The following is a 15137-nucleotide window of genomic DNA, read 5'->3' as shown; positions in this document are numbered from 1 at the left end:
CTTCCTTGCGAAGCAGCACAATCGGCGCACAACTCGAAAAGGTCCGGACTCACTCCCGTAACGTCCCCGCCGTCTCGCGACGACAGGATGTCCATCAGTCGATGGCGGAGGCAGGTCGGGAAGCCTCCGACACAGAGGTCGGGGCGGGGCGCGATGACGATTCAGGAGCTTGGGCCAACGGCGGCCGAAGTCCAATCACTGCGAGCGGAATTGGACCAACTGCTGCGAGCACGCCAGTTCGCGACGCAACGGGAGCGGCGGCTGGCGGAGGCGATCAGGGGCGGGTCGCTGACGGTCGAGGGGGGCCGCGGCCCCTCCCGACCACCCGGACCGAGTGGCGAATACCGTCACTCCGTCCCCCAGTCCAACCCGGACTTACTCAGTCAACTCGCCCAGGCCAAAACCCTGCGAGAGGGACTCGGCGCCCGCTGCCTGGAGCTGAGCGACCGGTTGCTGGCCATGGAGGACAGGCTCCAGGCCGAGCGACTCTCGGCCGGCCAACCCGGCCCGGAGGCCGATCACCACCGCCTCGCGTCCGCAACGGGCACGGGCACGGGCACGGGGACTGGCCAACACCCTCCCGCCACGGAGAGCACCCCGGCAGGTACGGCCTCACCGCAGCAGCGCCGGCGACCGATCGGCGCGCGGTTCGGCACCAGCTACGAGGAGACCACAGCGCCGACCGTACCTGCGGTGACGGCAGCCCCCGTGCGAGGCGCCCGTTTCAGCTGGATCAAGGAGACGCCCTCCGGTCGGGACAGCCCGACGCCCAAACACCCGGTCAGTGCGGGGCACGGCAACACCGGCACACAGGCAAGCGGTCCTTCCGCAGCGCAGGCACCGCCACCACCACCGCCACCGCACACGCGCACATTCGGGGAGCTCCGCACGCTGGTCCAGCGCGTCAGCGAGCTGCACCGGCGCGGCGCAGCCCAGGAATCGGCGGCGATCGTCGCGCAGGCGGCCGTGACGCTCTCGCCGGTGGAGGTGGCGCAGCTGATCGAGCTGCTGCGCACCGACGGTCCTTCGGGAGCATCCGGCTATCTGGCCCGCTCGGCCGCGTACGGGCCCGCCGAGCAGGCGGTCGGCACGCTCGCCGAACTCCGTCAGAGCGGACTGATCGACGAGGCGGCGGAACTGTTTCACGCGATGTGGGACGTTCCGGCGGCCGCCCTGCCCACCCTGTTGTCCGCGCTGGAGCGTGCCGGAGAGTCCGCGGACGCGCAGACCCTGCTGTGGGAGTGGGCGTCCGCGCCGCCCACGGAACTGGCCGACGTGGCGACCCGGCTGCGCGAGGCGGGCCGCCAGGAAGACGTCCGCAGCCTGCTCCGGCAGGCAGCAGGCCGGCAGACCGGCGAACTCGCGGCAACAGCACTGGTGCTGGATCGGAGCCTGGGCGCCGAACTGGTCGGAGCGGTGGTCCGCCTGCGCTCCGCGGTCGACGTCGGCGCGTTCGCCAGTGCCATCCGAGGGGAGGCAGTCCTGTACGGAGCTCTGCTGGCCGCGGTCGACGGCATCGACGAGAGCCGCGCCCGAAGCGCCTTCGCCGCCCTCCGCGCATTGGGCCTGCCGACCGAAGCCCCGGCACGACCCCGCTCCCGCGGCCGCCGCTGATCCGTCCCGCCGGATCCCCACCGCCCCCCCTACCCCGCCGCCACGCCCTCCCACCCGGCCCGCTACCAGCGCGCGCCCGTACCCCCGGGTCCCGGGCCCCGGCGGCACCCCGGGCCGACCCGAACACCTTGATCACCCGCTCGCCAATGAGCCAATGACCAGCACTGTGCGCCGCCACGCCGCCTGCGCCACCGAACGCCACCGGCTCCCCACCGCCGGGGCGGTGGGGAGCCGGTGAGCATCGCAGCAGGCGTCGTCAGCAGCCGATCAGGCGCGCGGCCAGGTACGACTTCACCTGGTCGAGCGACACGCGCTCCTGCGCCATGGTGTCCCGCTCGCGGACGGTCACGGCGTTGTCCTCGAGGGTGTCGAAGTCGACGGTGACGCAGAACGGCGTGCCGATCTCGTCCTGTCGGCGGTAGCGCTTGCCGATCGCGCCGGCGTCGTCGAACTCGACGTTCCACGCCTGGCGCAGGTCGGCGGCGAGGCCACGGGCCTTCGGGGAGAGGTCGGCGTTACGCGAGAGCGGGAGCACCGCGACCTTGACCGGGGCGAGCCGGGGGTCGAGGCGCATGCCGACGCGCTTCTCCATCTGGCCCTTGGCGTTGGGGGCCTCGTCCTCGAAGTAAGCGTCGAGCAGGAAAGCCAGCATGGCGCGGTTGAGGCCGGCTGCCGGCTCGATGACGTACGGGAAGTACCGCTCGCCGGACTCCTGGTCGAAGTACTTCAGGTCCTGGCCGGAGTGCTCGCTGTGCACCGACAGGTCGTAGTCGGTCCGGTTGGCGATGCCCTCGAGCTCGGAGAACTCGCTGCCACCGAAGTTGAAGCGGTACTCGATGTCCACGGTGCGCTTGGCGTAGTGGGACAGCTTCTCCTTCGGGTGCTCGAAGAAGCGCATGTTCTCCTCGCGCAGGCCGAGGTCGCGGTACCAGTTCCAGCGCTGCTCGAGCCAGTACTCGTGCCACTGCTCGTCCTCGCCCGGCTTGACGAAGAACTCCATCTCCATCTGCTCGAACTCGCGGGTCCGGAAGATGAAGTTGCCCGGCGTGATCTCGTTGCGGAAGCTCTTGCCGACCTGGGCGATGCCGAACGGCGGCTTCTTGCGCGAGGTGGTCTGGACGGCCTTGAAGTTGGTGAAGATGCCCTGCGCGGTCTCCGGGCGGAGGTAGGCCACACCGGCCGGGTCGCCCTCGTTGAAGGCGCCGAGGTGCGTCTTCAGCATGCCCGAGAACTCCTTGGGCTCCGTGAAGGCGCCCTTGTTGCCGCAGTTCGGGCAGTTGAGGTCGGCGAGGCCGTTGACCGGGAGCTTGCCGTGCTTGGCCTCGTACGCTTCCTCGAGGTGGTCGGCGCGGAAGCGCTTGTGGCAGGAGAGGCACTCGGTCAGCGGGTCGCTGAAGGTCGCGACGTGGCCCGACGCCTCCCAGACCTCGCGGGCGAGGATCACCGAGGAGTCGAGACCGACGACGTCCTCCCGAGCGGTGACCATCGCACGCCACCACAGGCGCTTGATGTTCTCCTTGAGCTCGACACCCAGCGGACCGTAGTCCCAGGCGGCGCGGGTGCCGCCGTAGATCTCGCTGCAGGGGTAGACGAAGCCACGGCGCTTGCTCAGGCTGACAATCGTGTCGATCTTGTCGGCGGCCACAGTGCTCTCTTCGGTACGACGTCGGTACTCGGTACACGACGGCACGGTCAGGGCGCGGCTGGTTGCACGCACCCGAATACCTCAGGTTACCGGGGATGCGGGTCATGGGTTCAAATCGATTCCGCACTCCCCACACATGCAAGTTGACAATCATTTCCACATAAGATGAGAATGGTTGTCATGAAGATCCGACGTCGCCCCACCACCTCCATAGCCCTGGCCGCCACCGTCCTCGTCAGCGCGCTCACGCTCACCGCCTGCGGCGGCAACAGCAGCGCCAAGGACGGCAGCGGCAGGCTGGACGTGGTGGCGTCGTTCTATCCCATGGAGTTCCTCGCCACCCAGATCGGTGGCGAGCACGTCAAGGTCACCGATCTCACCGCGGCCGGCGTCGAGCCGCACGACCTCGAACTCACCGCCAAGCAGGTCGCCTCCGTCCAGCGGGCCGACGCGGTGATCTACCTGAAGGGCCTGCAGCCCACCGTCGACAAGGCGATCGCCCAGGCCGGCGGCAAGCACGTGATCGACGCGACCGCCGCCTCCCCGCTGGTCGACCACCACCTCGACGAGGGCACCACCGACGAGGCCGGCCACGAGCACGCCGACGCCACCACCGGCGACCCGCACATCTGGCTCGACCCGAGCCGCTACGCGGCGGTCGCCAAGAGCGTGGGCGCGGAGTTCGCCAAGGCCGACCCGGCCCACGCCGCCGACTACCAGAAGAACACCGACGACCTGGTCACCCGGCTCACCGCGCTCGACCAGGACTTCCGGAACGGCCTGCAGAACAGCGGGACGAAGACCTTCGTCACCAGCCACGCCGCCTTCGGCTACCTCGCCGACCACTACGGCCTGACCCAGATCGCGATCAACGGCGTCGACCCGGAGGCGGAGCCCACTCCGGCCCGTCTCGCCTCCATCCAGAAGGCCGCCAAGGACAACGGCGTCACCACCATCTTCTTCGAGACCCTGGTCAGCCCGAAGCTCGCCGACACGGTCGCCAAGGACCTCGGCCTCAAGACCGCCGTCCTGGACCCGCTGGAGGGCGTGAAGAACCCGGGCAAGGACGACTACTTCTCGGTCATGAAGCAGAACCTGGCCAACCTCCAGGCCGCCCTGGGCGCCCGGTCCGCCCCCACCGCCCAGACCACCGCGGGCACGACACAGACCTCCCCCACCGCCCAGACCACCGCGGGCACGACGCAAGCCTCCCCCACCGCGCAGACCACCGCGCAGGCGACGCCCACCGCCCAGACCACCCCTGGCACCACCGGCTGACGGGAACCCGAAACACCATGAGCGCTGTCATCTCCGCAGCGGACTCCGACCAGGCGCGGCCCCCTCAGGGTGAGGGTGCCGCGCCGGAGGCGGTCCGTCTCCGCAACGCCGTCGCCTCCGTGGGAGGCCGACCGGTGCTGCGCGGCATCGACCTGACCGTCCGGCCCGGCGAGGTGGTCGCCCTCCTGGGCGCCAACGGCTCGGGCAAGTCGACCACCGTCAAGAGCGTCATCGGCTCCGTCCCGCTTGACGACGGCGACCTGGAGCTGTTCGGCACCCCGTACGGCCGGTTCCGCGCCTGGCAGCGAATCGGGTACGTGCCGCAGCGCACCACCGCCGCCAGCGGGGTGCCGGCCACCGTGCGCGAGGTCGTCTCCACCGGGCGGCTGACCCAGCACCGCCTGCTGCCGTTCCGCCGCCGGGACCGCGAGGCGGTGGACCGGGCGCTGGCCGCGGTCGGCATGCTGGAGCGGGCCGGCGACGGCGTCGCGAACCTCTCCGGCGGCCAGCACCAGCGGGTGCTGATCGCCCGGGCGCTGGTGGCGCGACCCGACCTGTTGATCATGGACGAGCCGATGGCCGGCGTGGACGTGGACAGCCAGCAGGTGCTGGCCGACATCCTGCGCCGCGAGGTCGAGCGCGGCTGCGCCGTCCTGCTGGTGCTGCACGAACTCGGCCCGCTGGAGCCGCTGATCGACCGGGCGGTGGTGCTCCGGGACGGCTGCGTCGCCCACGACGGTCCCCCGCCGAAGGGCGTCGGCCAGCACGCGCTGCCCGGCCACGACCACGTCCACCCCCACGCCGACGACCACCGCACCTCCCAGGGACTGCTGGCATGATCGAGATGCTCCAGTACGACTTCATGCAGCGGGCGTTGATCGCCGCCGTGCTGGTGGGCGTCACCGCCCCCGCCGTCGGCATCTACCTGGTGCAGCGCCGGCAGGCCCTGATGGGCGACGGCATCGGCCACGTCGCGCTGACCGGTGTCGGCCTCGGCTTCCTCTTCCAGACCAGCCCGGTGTGGATGGCGGTGCTGGTCTGCGTGCTCGGCGCGATCGTCATGGAACTGGTCCGCTCGCGCGGCAACCAGCGCGGCGACATCGCCCTCGCCATGCTCTTCTACGGCGGCATGGCCTGCGGAAAGCTGCTGGTCAGCGTGAGCGCCCAGGCTGGCAGCGGCAGCTTGGAGAGCTACCTGTGGGGCTCGATCCTCACCGTCTCCCCGGGTGACCTGACGGTGATCGCCGCGCTCGCCGCCGTGGTCATCGCGGTCACCCTGGGCCTGCGCCGCCAGCTCTTCGCGATCTGCCAGGACGAGGAGTTCGCCCGCGTCACCGGTCTGCCCGTCCGGCTGCTGAACCTGCTGCTGGCCGTGATGGCGGCCGTCACCGTCACGGTGGCGATGCGGGTGGTCGGCCTGTTGCTGGTCTCCGCACTGATGGTGGTCCCGGTGGCCGCCGCACAGCAGCTGACCCGCTCCTTCGCCGCCACCCAGGCCGCCGCCGTCGCCCTGGGCGTCACCGTCGCCGTGCTCGGCGTGGCCGGCTCGTACCAGGCCGACCTGCCGTCGGGTCCGAGCATCGTGCTGCTCGCCATCGCTGCCTTCGCCCTGCTCAGCGCCGCCGCGACACCGCTGGCACGCCGGCGCCACCGCGCCGCCGCCGACACCGGCCCCGCCGTGTGCGACGTGGCCCTGCCGGAGCAGCGGACCACAGCGACGGCGTCCGGCGCGGACGGTGGAGCGGCCCGCGCGGAGGATCCTTCGACAAGTCCGGGGCTGGCACAATGATGTGCGACAGCACTCGAGCAGCAGGAGGACCCACGGTGACCACGGCAGGCCCGTCGCCGCGCGCACGGTCGACTCGGCAGCGCACCGCCGTCGCGGCGGTTCTGGACGAGATCGAGGACTTTCGCAGCGCTCAGGAACTGCACGACATGCTCAAGCACCGGGGCGACTCGGTCGGCCTGACCACTGTCTACCGCACCCTGCAGTCGCTGGCGGAGGCCGGCGAGGTGGACGTGCTCCGGACGGCCGACGGCGAGGCCGTGTACCGGCGCTGCAGCAGCGGTCACCACCACCACCTGGTCTGCCGGCACTGCGGCGCCACGGTGGAGGTCGAGGGTCCGGCCGTCGAGCGCTGGGCCAACGCGGTCGCCGCCGAGCACGGGTTCACCGACATCGCGCACACCCTGGAGATCTTCGGCACCTGCGGCGAGTGCGCCCGGAAGCAGGGCTGAGCAAGCGCTCGGAGAAAGTACCGCAGGAACGCGAGGGGCCCGGGTCGATCCGACCCGGGCCGTCCGCTGTCCGCCGTCCGCCGTCCGAACGCTGCGGGCTCAGCGCTGCGACGGCACCTCGGGCGCCACCTCGTTGGGGATCGCGCCGCCGAAGCGCCGGTCGCGCCGCGCGTACTGCTCGCAGGCGCGCCACAGGTCGCGACGGTCGAAGTCCGGCCACAGCACGTCCTGGAACACGAACTCGGCGTACGCCGACTGCCACGGCAGGTAGTTGGAGGTCCGCTGCTCGCCGCTGGGGCGGAGGAAGAGGTCCACGTCCGGCATGTCCGGGTAGTACAGGTAGCGGGCGAAGGTCTTCTCGTTGACCTTGGACGGGTCGAGTCGACCCGCCGCCACCTCGCGGGCGATGGCCTGGGCGGCGTCCGCGATCTCGGCCCGGCCGCCGTAGTTGACGCAGAAGTACAGCGTCATGGCGTCGTTGTTCTTGGTCTGCTCCTGGGCGACCTGGAGCTCCTGGACCACGCTCTTCCACAGCTTGGGCATGCGGCCGACCCAGCGGATACGGATGCCGAGGGCGTCCATCTCGTCGCGGCGGCGGCGGATCACGTCCTTGTTGAAGTTCATCAGGAACTTCACCTCTTCGGGCGACCGCTTCCAGTTCTCGGTGGAGAACGCGTACAGCGAGAGGTTCTTGACCCCGATCTCCAGGCAGCCCTTCAGCACGTCGAGGACGACCGTCTCGCCGACCTTGTGGCCCTCGGTGCGGGGCAGGCCGCGCTCCTTGGCCCAGCGGCCGTTGCCGTCCATGACGACGGCGACGTGGTTCGGCACCAGCTCACCGGGGAGCTTCGGCGGCCGGGCACCGCTCGGGTGGGGCTCGGGGGTGCGGTACGCCCGCTGCTTGCTGCCGAACAGCCGTCGCGCTGCCATGCTCACTTCTCCACGTATCTCATCGAGCGGATGCCCCGCTCCAGGTGCCACTGCAGATAGGCGGCCACCAGCCCGCTGCCCTCGCGCCAGTACCGCGGCTCGCAGCCGTCGGCCGTCTGCCAGTCCCCCGACAGCAACGCACCGAGCAGTACCAGTGTCTCAGGGGAGGGTACGGCACTTCCGGGCACCCGGCAGTCCCCGCACAGCACGCCGCCCGCCTGGAGCGAGAAGAAGCGGTTGGGTCCCGGCAGGCCGCACTTGGCGCAGTCGGTGAAGCTCGCGCCGTACCCGTTGACGGCGAGCGACCGGAGCAGGAAGGCATCGAGCACCAGATGCGGCTGGTGGAGGCCGGCGGCGAGCGTCCGCAGACCGCCGACCAGCAGCAGGTACTGCTGGACGGCCGGCTGGCCCTCGTTCTCGGCGAAGCGCTCGGCGGTCTCCAGCATCGCGGTACCGGCGGTGTAGCGGCTGTAGTCCGAGACGATCGGCGCCCCGTACGGCGCGATGGTCTCCACCTGGGTGCAGAGCGGCAGGGTACGGCCGACCAGGTCGGATCCCCGGCTGAAGAACTGCACGTCGACGTGGGAGAACGGCTCCAGCCGGGCGCCGAACTTCGACTTGGTGCGGCGGACGCCGCGGGCGACCGCACGGACCTTGCCGTGCTGACGCGTCAGCAGGGTGATGATCCGGTCGGCCTCGCCGAGCTTCTGGGTGCGCAGCACGATGCCGTCGTCGCGGAAGAGACTCATGGTGCCCCCATTGTCGCCCACGGGTACGACAGCCCAGGCGACCGAGCAGGGGGCGGAGCAGCCGCCGCAGCCAGGCAGGAGACGGAGCAGCCGAGCAGGAGGCGCAGCGACCGCCGTGGGCGGGCAGCCGTGAGCCCGCACCCTGGGCTCGTGGGGGGAGCGCCCGTCGGTGCGGGTCACGGCGGGCCCGGGAGGGGGGAGTCGGGCCCGGCCTGTGGGGGTCAGTGGCGCGCGCTGGTGGCTGCCTCCAGCAGCGCGTCCACCTGGGCCTCGGAGAGCTTCAGGCAGCGGCCGACCACGCCGAGCGCGGCGCGCTCCTGCGGCAGGTACCGGCCGTCGGCCAGGGCCACCCAGGCGCCCTGGGTGAGCAGCCGCGCCCGGCCGTGGAGGGCAAGGTGCGGCGCGAGGGGTTCGAGGGCGGCGTGGAGTTCAACGGCGAGGCCGCTGCCCTCGGTGGCGACGTCCATCGGCTCGCCGCTGCTGCTGCCGGAGAGCGCCGCGAGTGCGGCCAGCACCTGGGCCTCTCCGCAGTCGTCGAAGCCCGCTTCCCGGATGACCGTGCACGCGGCGTCCCGGCCGGACCGGCTGGCGGTGCCGCCGGCGGCGAGCGCGGCGAGCGCGATCGTGTACTGGGCGTCCCGCAGCATCGCGGCGAGGCGGACGGAGGTGAGCTGCTCCAGTGCGTCGGTGCCGTACCGGCCCTGGCAGGAGGTGCACTGCACACTGCCGATCACGGGGCCGAGCGGCAGGACCGGGGTACCGAACAACCGCAGCCACCGCCGGCCGTGTTGCCGGCGGTAGTTGCGGTCGCCGCCGCAGCCCGGGCAGAAGAATTCACCGAGAACGTCAGTCCGCCACCGAGGACGGACACCCCACAACCCTGTCACGGCGCCACTCCCCAGACATGGCAGGCGGCCTGCACGTCAACGGGCAGGTCACGCGACCGGACGCCGGGGGCCGTCCCACCGACCCCGAATCCGGTGCGTCGATGTTGCCACGGTTGCCGACGGGTGTCAGCACCCCGAACGGGTGCTGATGCGAAAATTTGTGACGCGGGACACATCGACTGTCGGACCTCGGTCAGACCTCGCCGGCGCCGGAACCAGCACCCGAGCAGGCCCCGGACCGGGCCCGGAACGGCGACGGGGCCACCCGCCCGGGTGGCCCCGTCGTACGGTCCGCCGTACGACCCGCTGACGGGTCAGCCGCGCTGCGCCCGGTTGACGGCGCTGACCAGTGCCTTCAGCGAGGCCAGCACGGTGTTGCCGTCGATGCCGACGCCCCACAGCACCTTGCCGTCGACCGCACACTCGACGTACGCGGCGGCCTGGGCGTCGCCGCCCTCGCTCAGCGCGTGCTCGGCGTAGTCCAGGACGCGGACGTCCACGCCGATCGAGGCCAGGGCGTTGACGAAGGCGGAGACCGGGCCGTTGCCGGTGCCGGTCAGGGTGATCGGCTGCCCGTCGACCACGGCCTCGGTGGACAGCGCGTCGCGGCCGTCCTCGGTGGTCAGGCTGCGCGAGCCGCTCAGGGCGATCCGGCCCCACGGGTTCTCCGGGGTGGGCAGGTACTCGTCCTGGAAGACGGCCCAGATGTCGGCCGGGGTGACCTCGCCGCCCTCGGCGTCGGTCTTGGCCTGGATGATCTTCGAGAACTCGATCTGCATCCGGCGCGGCAGGTCCAGCTTGTGGTCGTGCTTCAGCACGTACGCGATGCCGCCCTTGCCGGACTGGCTGTTGACCCGGATGACCGCCTCGTAGGTGCGGCCCACGTCCTTGGGGTCGATCGGCAGGTAGGGGACGCCCCAGGTGTACTCGCCGACCGGGACGCCGGCGGCGGCCGCGTCGGCCTCCAGGGCGTCGAAGCCCTTCTTGATCGCGTCCTGGTGCGAGCCGGAGAAGGAGGTGTACACCAGGTCGCCGGCGTAGGGGTGGCGCTCGGGCACCGGCATCTGGTTGCAGTACTCGGCGGTGCGGCGGATCTCGTCGATGTCGGAGAAGTCGATCATCGGGTCGACGCCCTGCGAGAACAGGTTCATGCCGACGTTGACCAGGTCCAGGTTGCCGGTGCGCTCGCCCTGGCCGAACAGGCAGCCCTCGACGCGGTCGGCGCCGGCCATCATGGCCAGCTCGGCCGAGGCCACGCCGGTACCGCGGTCGTTGTGCGGGTGGGTGGACAGGCAGACGAACTCGCGGCGGGACAGGTTCCGCGACATCCACTCGATCTTGTCGGCGTAGACGTTCGGGGTGGAGCGCTCGACGGTGGTCGGCAGGTTCAGAATGATCTCGCGGCCCTCGCCGGGCTGCCAGACGTCCATCACGGCCTCGCAGACCTCCAGCGCGAAGTCCAGCTCGGTGTCGATGAAGATCTCCGGCGAGTACTCGTAGCCGAAGACCGTCTCGTCGCCCAGGATCTTCTCGGCGTACTCCATCACCAGGCGGGTGCCGTCCACGGCGATCGCCTTGATGTCGTCCTTGCTGCCCTTGAAGACCACCCGGCGGAACAGCGGCGACGTGGCGTTGTACAGGTGGACGGTGGCCCGGGGGGCGCCCTTCAGCGACTCCACGGTGCGCTCGATCAGGTCCTCACGGGCCTGGGTCAGCACCGAGATGGTGACGTCCTCCGGGATCGCGCCCTCCTCGATCAGGGAGCGGACGAAGGCGAAGTCGGTGGCGCCGGAGGACGGGAAGCCGACCTCGATCTCCTTGTAGCCCAGGCGCACCAGCAGGTCGAACATCTTGCGCTTGCGGGCCGGCGACATCGGGTCGATCAGCGCCTGGTTGCCGTCGCGCAGGTCGGTGGACAGCCAGCGCGGGGCCTGGGTGATGACCTTGGACGGCCAGGTGCGGTCCGGCAGGTCGACGGTGCCGAAGGGTACGTAGCGGTGGAAGGGCATCCCCGAGGGCTTCTGCAGCACGGAGGCGGCGGTGATCGGGGTGGGGCGGTCGATGAACGCGCGGGCGACGGACGACTGCTCGGTCATGGGTGAGACTCTCGGCTTCCCTGTCGATTGCGGGCTGTGGTCGGGAGAAGGACACCGACCGGCCGACGGAATGCGCCGCATCGAGAAAGGGCGCAAGACAACTCCCCGCGGCGAGGGAGCCGGCCTTGTCTGGGACTACAGGCCCTCGCCGCGGCAGCTAAGAAGAAGCAGCCCGTAACGCATGATGTCGTCCACTGTAACCGGACCTTCCCGGGTCACGAAGTGAACTCGGCCACCATTCCACCCAGTGAGACGGCTGTCCGGTGGGCGCGGAGTCTGTGAAAAGCCTCGGCAAAGCCCATCACTGCGTAGCACACTGACAACCATGCGTATCCAGGTGACCCGGACCGGCGGCTTCGCCGGCCGCGCGGTGCGAGCGGAGCTGGACACCGCCGAGCGCCCCGACGCTCCGCACGTCCACGCGCTGGCCCGCGAGGCGGTGGCCGGCGGGCTGCGCGCGCCCTCCTACGGCGTGCCCGACGGCTTCCACTACGAGATCACCGTCGACGGGCGCACCGTGTACTGCTCGGACCCGAAACTGACCGACTCCCAACGCGAGCTGGTCGGCCTGGTGCTCCGCGACGGGGCGTGACGGACCGGGAGGAGCGGACGGCACCGGCCCCCGGTCGACCATCCGGGCGAGGGACCCGGCCGGCTCAGTGGCCCCGGGCCTCGAAGCGGGTGAACTCCCGCCCGGCCGGGCCGGCCTGGCGGAACAGCGACTGGCCGACCACCACCGGCGGCGCGCCGACCAGCGCGCACAGCCGGCGGAGCAGCTCGTCCGAGCCGGTCCGGGTGCCGTCCGCCGCGGGGTCGTTGCGGATGGCGGCCAGCGCGGCGGGATCGGCCAGTCCGGCCTTGCCGGCGATCGCGCCGCAGTACTCGTTCCAGTCCGCGAGGTGGGCGGCGAGTTCGGCGGGATCGGCGGGCGGGGTCCAGTCGGCCGCCCAACCGAGGCCGTCGCAGCCGCCGTCGGCGTAACACGCGGTGGCGCCGGCGCCGCCCTCGGTGGACTCGATCAGCCAGACCGGGGCCTGCAGCTCGAAGGCCAGGTTCGAGGCCGGGGCGACCAGGCGCCGGCGGGAGATCCGGCCGAACCGCGGCTTCGGCGGGTCGAACAGCACCGACGTGCCGGGCGCGTCCGGGGTGCCCCGGTAGAGGTACCCGCCCAGCTTGGAGCTTCCCAGCGCGGTCAGGACCTGCTCGGCGGGTACGGCGGTGACGGCGGCGTAGGTGGACACGGCGGTTCTCTCAGTGCGGGGGGAACGAGCGACAGAAGCGGCAGCGGCGGACGGCGCGGCTCAGCCGGCCGGGCGGAAGGCGGAGGCCGGGTAGCGGAGTTCCACCGGGACGGCGGCGTCGATGGCCCGCACCGCCGGTCCGATCCCGGCGAACAGCTCCGGCACCACCGGGACGAAGCAGGTGGAACGGCCGAACACCACCCGGCCGGCGCCGCGCATCTCCACGGCGACCACCTCGTCGTACGCCACGTGGTGGACGCCGTCCACGCCCTTGAGCCACAGGCCGGCCTCGGTGACCACCAGCCGGGTCCTGCGGGCCTCGGAGGAGAGCAGGCGGTCCTTCAGCGAGGGCCGGAACACCTGCCCACCCGACGGGAGTTCGACGGTCTGCCCGGCGCAGCGGTGGGCCGGCAGCGGCGCACCGTCCGGCAGCCGAACGTCGAGTTCGACGCCGCACGGGACCACCACCAGCGCGGTGCGCAGGGCGTCGGCGAGCGCCTGCCGGGCGGGCTCGGGGCCGACCTTCTCCATCGCCGCCAGCCGCCCGGGGACGTCCTGGTACTGCCCGTCGAAGAGCAGTTCGGCCGCGGCCTCGCCGAGTTCGTACGGGGTCGCGCGCGGGTCCTGCCAGGCCTCGCGGGCGGCCTCCACCTCCTCGGCGAGCTCCTGCTCGGTCATCCCTTCGCGGGCCAGCCGGAGGGTCTCCTGCCAGAGGAGTTCGGCGACCCGCTGCTCCTGGCCCTCGCGGGCGTCCAGGCAGATGGTGCGTTCGCCGTGGCCGGGGCCGGTGAACACCACGCCGCCGTCCACGTCGTAGGACAGGCCGTGCTGGTGGCGGACGGTCTCCCGCAGGCGCTGGCCGAGGACCTTGGTGGCGAGCGCCAGCGCGAAGTCGTCGAGGTCGCCGTGGAGGGCGAGGCCCGGGCCGGGCACGTCCTCCTGACGCCAGGACGGGCCGGTGTGCAGGACCGGCTGGGCGGCGGAGCGGTCGGGCCGCTCGCCGCCGGGCAGCGGCAGGCGCAGGCCGGCCGGCGGCGGGCCGGTGAGGACCAGAACGGCGTTGCCTGCATGGAAGAAGCGGTCGACGGTCTCCCGGACGGCCTCCAGGGGGATCCGGTCCGGTCCGGGTCCGCGATAGGCGGCGAGGCCGACGCCCTGCACCCCGTAGCGGTGCGAGAGCAGTTCGCCGGTCTGCGGATCGGCGACCCGGCCGTCCTCGGCGGCGAGGACGCCGGCCTCCTGGTCGATCCGCTCCAGCGGCAGCGCGGTGAGCGCCGCGCAGACCTTCGCCAGGAAGTCGACGACCTGCTCGGGGCGGCCGGAGCAGGTGAACTGGGTGAGCGCCAGGTCGACCGAGGCGTTGTGGTCGTGGTGCAGCCGGGGCAGGGTGCTCATCGCGAGGTGCTCGATCAGGTGCGTCACGCCGAGCGTGCGCATCGTCTCGTCCCGGGCGCCGCACCCGAAGATCAGGGTGGCCTCCAGGGGGCCGGGGGCGTCCGCCCAGAGCACAGGGATTCCGTCGATGACCTCGCGATTCACAGGCAGATCATATGCACGGATCTCTTTGCCTCTGCATTGCATTTCGATGACGGAACCACTACCCGAACCGCCCGTTGACGTAGTCGGACGTGCGCTGGTCCACGGGCGCGGTGAACATCGCCTCGGTGGGCCCGTGTTCGACGACGGCGCCGGGGGTGCCCTGCTCGGCCAGGAAGAACGCGCAGCGGTCGGACACCCGCTGGGCCTGCTGCATGTTGTGGGTGACGATCACGATGGTGACCTCGTCGACCAGTTCGCGGATGGTCTGCTCGATCCGCCGGGTGGAGGTGGGGTCGAGGGCCGAGCACGGTTCGTCCATCAGCAGCACCTTGGGCCGCACAGCGAGCGAGCGGGCGATGCACAGCCGCTGCTGCTGGCCGCCGGAGAGCGCCCCGCCCGGCTGGCGCAGCCGGTCCGCCACCTCGCGCCAGAGGCCGGCCTTGGTCAGGCACTCCTCGACCAGCCGGTCCTTCTCGGCCCGGGAGGCGCGGATGCCGGTCAGTCTGAGACCGGCCACCACGTTGTCGTAGATCGACATCGCCGGGAAGGGGTTGGGCTTCTGGAACACCATGCCGATGTCGCGGCGGGCCTCGGTGAGCCGCCGCTCGGGGGCGTAGACGTCCTCGCCGTCCAGCAGCACCTCGCCGGCCAGCGAGGCGGCCGGGACCAGCTCGTGCATCCGGTTGAGGATCCGCAGGAAGGTGGACTTGCCGCAGCCGGAGGGGCCGATCAGGGCGGTGACCCGGCCGGCCGGCATCTCCAGGGAGACCCGGTCGAGGACCTTGCGCTCGCCGAACCAGGCCGACACCGACCGGGCGTCGAGTGCGCCGGCCGGGGAGGGCGCACCGGCCGGGGAAAGCAGCGCCGCGGTCGGGTCGGCGGCGGGCATGGACGTGGTTCCGGTCATTCGGGTGCTCCTC

14 protein-coding genes are annotated in these 15137 nt (G+C 71.6%); 6 read left to right on the top strand and 8 right to left on the bottom strand.

Annotation, left to right across the window (positions count from 1 at the left end):
- The first annotated feature begins 153 nt into the window (after positions 1–153).
- The gene (locus FHR36_RS18070; RefSeq protein WP_253798428.1) at positions 154–1614 is read left to right on the top strand and encodes a hypothetical protein; all 1461 of its coding nucleotides are present in this window, start codon (positions 154–156) and stop codon (positions 1612–1614) included.
- 256 nt (positions 1615–1870) lie between these two features.
- Here the strand turns inward: FHR36_RS18070 and FHR36_RS18065 are convergent, their stop codons facing one another.
- Positions 1871–3259 (bottom strand): glycine--tRNA ligase, encoded by a 1389-nt coding sequence (locus tag FHR36_RS18065; protein ID WP_253798425.1) that lies wholly within the window; start codon positions 3257–3259, stop codon positions 1871–1873.
- A 180-nt stretch (positions 3260–3439) separates the two neighbouring features.
- On the opposite strand from FHR36_RS18065, the gene FHR36_RS18060 reads away from it, so the two are divergent.
- Genes FHR36_RS18060 through FHR36_RS18045 form a run of 4 tightly spaced genes read left to right on the top strand, consistent with a single transcriptional unit; the run spans position 3440 to position 6775 of the window.
- Positions 3440–4537: a metal ABC transporter substrate-binding protein gene (locus tag FHR36_RS18060; protein ID WP_308199456.1), complete on the top strand. Its 1098-nt coding sequence runs from the start codon at positions 3440–3442 to the stop codon at positions 4535–4537.
- Between the two features lie 17 nt (positions 4538–4554).
- Positions 4555–5376, top strand: a complete 822-nt coding sequence (locus tag FHR36_RS18055) for a metal ABC transporter ATP-binding protein (RefSeq protein ID WP_253798422.1) — start codon at positions 4555–4557, stop codon at positions 5374–5376.
- Entirely contained in the window at positions 5376–6326 is a 951-nt protein-coding gene (locus tag FHR36_RS18050; protein ID WP_253799399.1) for a metal ABC transporter permease, read from the top strand. Before FHR36_RS18055 ends, FHR36_RS18050 begins: the two co-directional genes overlap by 1 nt.
- 35 nt (positions 6327–6361) lie before the next feature.
- On the top strand, positions 6362–6775 hold the full coding sequence (locus FHR36_RS18045; RefSeq protein WP_253798420.1) for a Fur family transcriptional regulator: 414 nt from the start codon (positions 6362–6364) through the stop codon (positions 6773–6775).
- Between the two features lie 99 nt (positions 6776–6874).
- On the opposite strand, the gene FHR36_RS18040 is transcribed toward FHR36_RS18045, so the two are convergent.
- The 4 genes from FHR36_RS18040 to leuA all read right to left on the bottom strand — a co-directional run bounded on the left by FHR36_RS18040 (position 6875) and on the right by leuA (position 11437).
- Positions 6875–7705, bottom strand: coding sequence for an isoprenyl transferase (locus tag FHR36_RS18040; RefSeq protein ID WP_253798416.1), 831 nt, complete (start codon positions 7703–7705; stop codon positions 6875–6877).
- A gap of 2 nt (positions 7706–7707) precedes the next feature.
- Positions 7708–8454, bottom strand: coding sequence for a DNA repair protein RecO (gene recO, locus FHR36_RS18035; protein ID WP_253798413.1), 747 nt, complete (start codon positions 8452–8454; stop codon positions 7708–7710).
- A 221-nt stretch (positions 8455–8675) separates the two neighbouring features.
- The gene (locus FHR36_RS18030) at positions 8676–9221 is read right to left on the bottom strand and encodes a TerB family tellurite resistance protein (protein WP_308199454.1); all 546 of its coding nucleotides are present in this window, start codon (positions 9219–9221) and stop codon (positions 8676–8678) included.
- Positions 9222–9655: 434 nt separating this feature from the next.
- The gene (gene leuA / locus FHR36_RS18025) at positions 9656–11437 is read right to left on the bottom strand and encodes a 2-isopropylmalate synthase (protein ID WP_253798407.1); all 1782 of its coding nucleotides are present in this window, start codon (positions 11435–11437) and stop codon (positions 9656–9658) included.
- Between the two features lie 325 nt (positions 11438–11762).
- Between leuA and FHR36_RS18020 the strand changes: the two genes are divergently transcribed.
- Positions 11763–12029 (top strand): protealysin inhibitor emfourin, encoded by a 267-nt coding sequence (locus tag FHR36_RS18020; protein WP_253798404.1) that lies wholly within the window; start codon positions 11763–11765, stop codon positions 12027–12029.
- A 64-nt stretch (positions 12030–12093) separates the two neighbouring features.
- On the opposite strand, the gene FHR36_RS18015 is transcribed toward FHR36_RS18020, so the two are convergent.
- From FHR36_RS18015 to pstB, 3 genes are read right to left on the bottom strand one after another with little or no spacing between them, the layout of a single operon-like run.
- Positions 12094–12678, bottom strand: a complete 585-nt coding sequence (locus tag FHR36_RS18015) for a hypothetical protein (RefSeq protein WP_253798401.1) — start codon at positions 12676–12678, stop codon at positions 12094–12096.
- A 60-nt stretch (positions 12679–12738) separates the two neighbouring features.
- Positions 12739–14217 carry an insulinase family protein gene (locus tag FHR36_RS18010; protein WP_253798398.1) on the bottom strand — a complete coding sequence of 493 codons (1479 nt, stop codon included), beginning with the start codon at positions 14215–14217 and terminating at the stop codon, positions 12739–12741.
- A gap of 58 nt (positions 14218–14275) precedes the next feature.
- On the bottom strand, positions 14276–15106 hold the full coding sequence (gene pstB, locus FHR36_RS18005) for a phosphate ABC transporter ATP-binding protein PstB (RefSeq protein ID WP_407660843.1): 831 nt from the start codon (positions 15104–15106) through the stop codon (positions 14276–14278).
- Between the last annotated feature and the right edge of the window lie 31 nt (positions 15107–15137).

This window comes from Kitasatospora cinereorecta, assembly GCF_024172095.1.
GTDB classification, from domain to species: Bacteria; Actinomycetota; Actinomycetes; order Streptomycetales; family Streptomycetaceae; genus Kitasatospora; species Kitasatospora cinereorecta.
This window is presented reverse-complemented; position numbering and strand designations above follow the sequence as displayed.